Origin of the sequence: Arthrobacter sp. ISL-48 (assembly GCF_018613805.1) — a bacterium.
GTDB lineage: Bacteria > Actinomycetota > Actinomycetes > Actinomycetales > Micrococcaceae > Arthrobacter.
This window is the reverse complement of sequence record NZ_JAGGPL010000005.1, coordinates 1-6,173: the sequence shown is the minus strand read 5'-3', so window position 1 is coordinate 6,173 and position 6,173 is coordinate 1. Positions and strand designations below refer to the sequence as shown.

General features: G+C 59.3%; 6 protein-coding genes. 2 read left to right on the top strand and 4 right to left on the bottom strand.

Going from position 1 to position 6,173, the window contains the following annotated elements; all coding sequences use genetic code 11:
• On the top strand, positions 1–1,166 hold a 1,166-nt coding region (locus tag J7E83_RS09605), incomplete at its 5' end, for an HNH endonuclease family protein (RefSeq protein WP_214961448.1).
• A gap of 160 nt (positions 1,167–1,326) precedes the next feature.
• Here the strand turns inward: J7E83_RS09605 and J7E83_RS09600 are convergent.
• Positions 1,327–1,989 (bottom strand): hypothetical protein, encoded by a 663-nt coding sequence (locus J7E83_RS09600; RefSeq protein ID WP_214961446.1) that lies wholly within the window; start codon positions 1,987–1,989, stop codon positions 1,327–1,329.
• Positions 1,986–2,597: an RNA polymerase sigma factor gene (locus J7E83_RS09595; protein WP_214961444.1), complete on the bottom strand. Its 612-nt coding sequence runs from the start codon at positions 2,595–2,597 to the stop codon at positions 1,986–1,988. Before J7E83_RS09595 ends, J7E83_RS09600 begins: the two co-directional genes overlap by 4 nt.
• A 189-nt stretch (positions 2,598–2,786) precedes the next feature.
• Between J7E83_RS09595 and J7E83_RS09590 the strand changes: the two genes are divergently transcribed.
• The gene (locus J7E83_RS09590) at positions 2,787–3,032 is read left to right on the top strand and encodes a PLDc N-terminal domain-containing protein (protein WP_251043697.1); all 246 of its coding nucleotides are present in this window, start codon (positions 2,787–2,789) and stop codon (positions 3,030–3,032) included.
• Positions 3,033–4,762: 1,730 nt separating this feature from the next.
• On the opposite strand, the gene J7E83_RS09585 is transcribed toward J7E83_RS09590, so the two are convergent.
• Together J7E83_RS09585 and J7E83_RS09580 are read right to left on the bottom strand one after the other, a co-directional pair.
• Positions 4,763–5,119, bottom strand: coding sequence for a helix-turn-helix transcriptional regulator (locus tag J7E83_RS09585; RefSeq protein ID WP_214961442.1), 357 nt, complete (start codon positions 5,117–5,119; stop codon positions 4,763–4,765).
• A 1-nt stretch (position 5,120) separates the two neighbouring features.
• Positions 5,121–6,173: tyrosine-type recombinase/integrase (locus J7E83_RS09580; protein ID WP_251043696.1), on the bottom strand; the 1,053-nt coding region annotated here is incomplete at its 5' end.

Sequence of the window (6,173 nt, the reverse complement as noted above, 5' to 3'; positions counted from 1 at the left end):
GGATTAACTGGGCAGTTAAACTCGGCGAGCTCGAGACTTGGCTGGACGAGAGCGTGCAGGTCGTAGCCATCGTGGTCGCCACTGAGGCAGATGCATTCATGATCTTCGAGACCCTGAACGATCGAGGAGCGGATCTGACCATTGCCGACCTGCTGAAGAATTTTCTTTTCAGCCAGTCAGGAGCCAGGCTGGACGAGGTTCAGGCTGGGTGGCTCGCGACCCTAAGTAACCTCGGAATCGATAAAGTCGGCAACAGATTGTTTACGACGTTTGCTCGGCATCTGCTCAGCTCAAAATTTGGGCTTGTACGAGAGCGAGAGGTTTACGGGAAACTCAAAGGGATCGTCACGGATCCAGATTCAGCCGTTAAGTTCACTCAGGAGCTTAGAGACGCGTCACGCCTGTATTACGCGATTGTTCGATCAGACAGTGATTACTGGTCGGAGTTTGCCGGATCCGTGGGTAGTGCAGCCGATATCGTGGCAGATCTGAAAATCGAGCGATACCGACCTCTAGTCCTTGCTGCGTTAGCAACTTTCGAGCCAAAGGAAGTCGAGCGCTTTATGCTCGCGCTTGTGTCTTGGTCGGTACGGATGTTGTCCTCAGGAAATCTAAGTGGGGGCGTTGCGGAGGCTGCATTTTGCGACGCAGCCGTGGAAATCCGGCAAGGAAGAGTGACAACTACGGAAGAGATTCTGACAAAGACGAAGGTTGGTTCGCTGGTGCCATCCGACGCTGTATTTCAGACTGGTTTTGAGGATTGGCGGGCTACTCCGAAGCTTTCTAGGTACCTGCTTCGTTCGCTAGAGCTCACGGAACGAGGCGACGCTGAACCGGAACTCATCGTTAATGATGACGTGGATCTTGTCAATCTTGAACACGTGCTCCCTCGCAATGCCAAAGATGTGGACTGGCCTTCCTTCTCGCTTGAAGATCGTCGGAGCTACGTTGACCGGGTTGGCAATCACGTTTTACTCAAAAAGGGGGTGAACGACCGGATCGGGAATAAAGGCTGGGCCGCGAAGAGATCTGTTCTAGCCTCCTCGGCGCTGCACCTTACTAGTCAAGCTGGCGCTGAATCGGACTGGACTGCATCCGCAATCGATGCACGTCAGCGGAAGTTGGCTATTCTCGCCTCCGCCACATGGCCGCGATTGCCGAGATAGGGGCAGAGGTGTCTCATAATGCTCCTGTCTCATATGCCATGCCATCTAAGAAGCTCGGTGCCGCAGAACCGCCATTCTGAACGAACAGTCACAGGACACGGCGCAAGATTTTGTTGACAGTGAGGGACCGGCCTACGGACGCCGTGGCCCGGCTGGCACGTTAGCTTTCGTCGAGTGCGGGAATCCCGAGTTGTGCGCAGACCTCGGGCGGGCCGGGGATGACGGCGACGGTGTTGTCCACGACGCATGCTGTCAGGAACGGTATGTAATTTCCGAACGACTTAAGGGCCGGATCCGGGAAAAGGGGCTTGCCGTTCTGGTCTTTAACTCCCTCCGCAGTGGGCAGGTCGCCTGGAGGCGGGGAGATGAAACCCTTGGGGATGAGGTCGTTGTTGATTCCGTACGGGTTCATGGTTCCCATGTCCCAGGCTCGGCTGCACTGGTTTATTGGGTCCACGACCTGTTTCATTCCGGCGTTCTTATCGTCCGGGTAGGGGTTTTTCTTCTCATCGAATCCTGTAACGAAAATTCCCGTGGTGATGTAAGGGGGCCTTGTCACTCCGGGATTACCCTCCAAAACGGGATACGTTCTGGTGAGGTCGGCGCGGTAGTAGCAGCGGACGTCGCGTTTGTCCTCCACGGGTGCCAAGGCCACGTAGACTCCTGCGGCTGTGGTGCCGGCCAGTGCCAGTCCGGCGAAGGTCAGCATTGTCGGTTTGCGCCAGCGTGGAGACGGTTTGGCGTTCCGCCGGGCTTCCTGGACGAGGATGTTCTGGACGCGGTTTTTCGTGTCTTTCGGGTAGGTCACTTCAGACAGGTTCATGAGATCCTCGCTTCAACGATTGTCGTGTCGAGTTGTTCGGCGGGCTTTTGTGCCCGGTTCGTGGCCGCAAGTTTGGCCCGTGCGCGATGCAGTCTCGACTTCACCGTCCCGGTTCGGACACCGAGGGTCTTGGCGGCCTCTTCTTGCCCTATTCCGTTCATCAGGCACAGGACAACGACATCCCGTTCACCGTCATTTAGGCCGGCGGTCGTGTTGAGCAATTCGCGGACGGACCGTTCTGCGTCAAGCCTTGAAGCAACCGATTCTGCGTGGTCTGCTTCATTCTGGCCGTGCCGGGGATCAGAGTGCGGCAGCCTGGCAAGGAAGGCGGCATGCCTCCGCAATCCCCTGGCGCGGTTGCGGTTCGCGTTCGTTGCCACGCCAAGCAGCCACGGCAGCACGGTGTCCCTCTCCGGTTTAAGCCTGTACCGTTGTCGCCACGCCTCCAAGAAAGTGATCGACACGAGTTCCTCTGCGTCGTGCCAAGAACCACAGCGGGACAGGCAATACCGGAAGACCGCATCTGCGTGCCTGTCGAACAAGACTCCGAACGCATCAGCGTCGCCCGCGATGCACTTATGCCACAGGTCTTTGTCGGTTTCCCCCATAAGCCTCATACCTTGTAGTGTCCACAGGATCCGAAAAGGTTCCCGAACCTATTGGTGGACCGCCAAGTAGCTTTCCACCCGGTTCGGTCCATCCTGCTAGAAGGAGTTGATATTTTCCAAGGCATATCGGACGGCCAGCGGTAGCGTTGCCCGTATCGCAAGCAGCTCGGTCTTTGGAGGACGATGATGATGGCAGGAACCGCAGTCGAGGTGGCGGCGCCTCTGGTGCCCTCTTTTGGCATCCTGGGCTTCCTTTTGATGGTGAACGTCGCCCTGTTCATCGGTGCGCTGATCAGTATCGCGAGGACCCGGAATCACACCACCGGAAGCCAGATCGCGTGGGCGTTGACCGTGCTTGCGCTGCCCGTTATCGGGTCGTTGGCATGGTTCGCGATTGGGCGCCGGATGAAGAACAAGGTCACCCTTCGGCAGTAGAAGCTACTATTTCTCCGTTGCTTCCCGACGAACTGGAAGATTCCCTGCATAGCTGGCAGAGACAGCGGCATTCCAACGGACTGTCGTAGATGGAGCTAGCCCAGTCAGGCGAGCAAGGACTGGCGGCGGAAGTTGTTGGGCGAGTTGTCCTAACGCTGTGGCCCGGGTCGCTCGGGGTCGGATGCCGATGACCCCGAGCCGCCTACGGAGCGCCGTCGCGCCAATTGGGTGTCCGTGAAGAGGACCGGGGAACAGCCATTGCGCGTCCTCAGCACTCCCCCCAAATCGCATCACCTGTCGCCTGCCGACTGCCTGACGGGCAAATTGTCCAAGTTCGTCAGGTAACCGGAGCGGTTCGTGCCCAAAATGAATCCAGACACTCTCCTTCGTGACGGTGACGTCTGCCAGAGACAGCCCTCGGATCTCGTGGCTTCTGAATCCGTAGATGATGACCAGGCCTGCGGCCAAGCGCAGGCCTGGTTCGATGTTCTTTTGAGGATCCAATATCTGGCCTAGGAGCATCGCGCGTTCGTGCTCGGGCATGAGGAAGACGGCAGGGAGCCCGGATGCCGGCGGTGGGAGGATTTTCAAGGTTTTTCCCGTGCCGTTGGTTCGGCACCACAGTAGGAATGCCTTCACGCGGTGACGTTCAGTCGGGCCCCCGGCGAGCCAGTCGTCCATGGTGGCCTGCTCAATGGAACCCACCGTTAGGTCTTTTGCGTGGAGGACGTCTAGCAGCGCGCGGACTTGGGCAAGTTCCCTGCGTTGGCCTGCGAACTGAGCCTCGGTTCGGTCCTGGCGTCGCGCCTTTCGAAGGTGCCGCCAACGCGCGAACCCGGTGAACAAGCGACGGTCCCCGTCATCCGTGATGGTTTGTGAGGCCCTTAGAATCCACTGTTCGAAGGCGTGAAGGCGCTCGTTCCGCTCGGGCAGGACGCCGGTAGCGATGAGGAAGGAACGTAGCATCCCTGCTCCGGGTCGGCCGGTTGCATCGAGGACTTCGTGGCTGATGCCGGCCTCGCCGGCAAGGAGTTGGCGCAGAATCCTCCAGTTCCTGCCGCTACCGACCATGTGGTTTAGGTAGCGCGGCTCGGCGTTCAGCAAGATGTCCCGCGCATTTTCGAGGGCTGGTCGTTTTGCCAGTTGTTCAGGTGTGAAGAGCGCTTTCACTTCGTCTCGACGGCGGCAGCCTTTGCAGAGACGGTCTTTTGTCAGGTAGTTGATTTGTTCGCAGCGGACGCATGCCTTCAGGACTTGTTCGTGGGATCGCCAGCAACCGGCGCAAAGGAGCGCGCCACCGATTCGGCCGGTCAGTTGCCGCTCCTGTCCGCACTGAGTGCAGATTCCCCTCGACCCTGTTGATCCGGGAAGGTGGCGCTGGCCGATCATCTTTTGAGGGAGTCCGCTGTCGCGGAGTTCGTCCGCGAGGGCAATGAGATGTGGGCTCCGTTTTCCTGATGCCCGGTTAGGCCCTAACCCTCTAATGCTCAGCTCGAACGATACTCTGAGCCGGTCAGCCCGTTCTGGCAGCGCAGAAGCGACGATCCTGGACACAGACACCGGATCGAGGCGGTATTCGGGGTCGATCCTTTCCATAATGCGATCACAAAGCTGTGAGGTCGCGGTCCTCAGGTGCACCTGCCAACAGCACTCACAAATAAATCCGCCGGACACACGTTCGCCGGAATCGGCATACCCGCCGCATTCCAGGCAGGGCGGTGTCGTCGGCATCAGCTCTTGTCGTTGGGGATTATGTCCGCGCGTTTGGGCCGCAGTCCCTTTTCCCGCAGGACGTCCAGGCCCTTCTCCGCGCCGGGGGCGTCTTCGGTGCCGGTGGCGCGACCACGGGCCGAGGGCACGCGGACTTTGCCTATGAGGTCGTCTGCCGAACAATCCAGGGCGTCCATCAGCGCGACGAGCACCTGCAGATTCAGCCTTTCAGGTTTCTCCGCGGCCAGGCGGTAGATCTGACTGGCAGAGAGGTGCACTCCGCGCTCATTGAGAAGCGGAATCAGCTTCGTCGTGCTGAATAACCCGCGGGTAGCCATGACTTCGCGGAGCCGCCATTCATAATCCAAGATGTTCATCTCACTGCCTTTCCGAACCAGCGGCCTGAAGCAGTCCGGAGATCGCTTTTCGCATCATAGTGTTCGCGAAATCGCCACTCACCGCAGTGTAGATCGCTGTTGTGGCCTGATACGCGTGGCCCACCTGGCGCTGGATAAACATTGGATCGACACCATCCTCGGCTAAGTGCGTGACGTAGCTGTGTCTCAACGCGTGCGGGGAAAGCACCTGGTCCATCCCGAGCTCGTCACGGTACTCGCCGAACCGCCTGCTCACCTCGTCGGCCCGCAACCTGCGGCCGCGTTCGGAAACCCACAGGGCGTTCGAGGATTCATCGCGCACCAGTGGCCATATATTCTCCACATAGTCTTGGACCGCATCCGCCGCCCATTGGTGCAAGGTCGCAACGGAGCGGCGCTTCGGCGCCCCTCCCCTTGAAGACTTCCCGTTGCGGACAAGCAGCATCCCGAAAGATCCGAACTCCGGGGCATGGGGGTTGCGGTAAAAATCCGTAACGTCCAGGCCAGCGGCCTCGCTCGCGCGGAGTCCCCAGGCATAGGAGACCTTGAAGAGCGTCGCATCGCGGTAGGCGATGAACGACCCTTTCCGGCCCGAATTCAGGCGCAGGCTGACCTGCTCATCGGCGTGGTCGAATAGCTGCTGAAGCTCCGTGCGGGTCAGAGGGCGCCGCCGGGACCGGCCCTCGTAGTCCTGCAAATGGCGGGTCGTGTTCCACTCGGTACAGACCTGCACGGGGTGTGTACCAAAGCGTGATTCACACTCGACGACCCAGTCATAGTGCGGCGAACAGATGAAGTCGCAGAACTGCGCCACAGCGTTCTGATAACCGCGGATCGTCGAGGGGGCCAGCCGCCGAACGGTGACGAGGTCCTCCATCCATTCATCAAACAAGGCGGCACTCCAATTCCATGGAAAGGCTCCCGCCGAAGTTCTAAAACGCTGCACGATGTTCAAGTCAGATTGCACGCCGGAGGCTCTGAGGTTCCGTCCTCCTACACGCTGGGCGCGCCATCCCTCAAGCATGGCTGAGAACACTGCCTCTTCCTCGTCAAG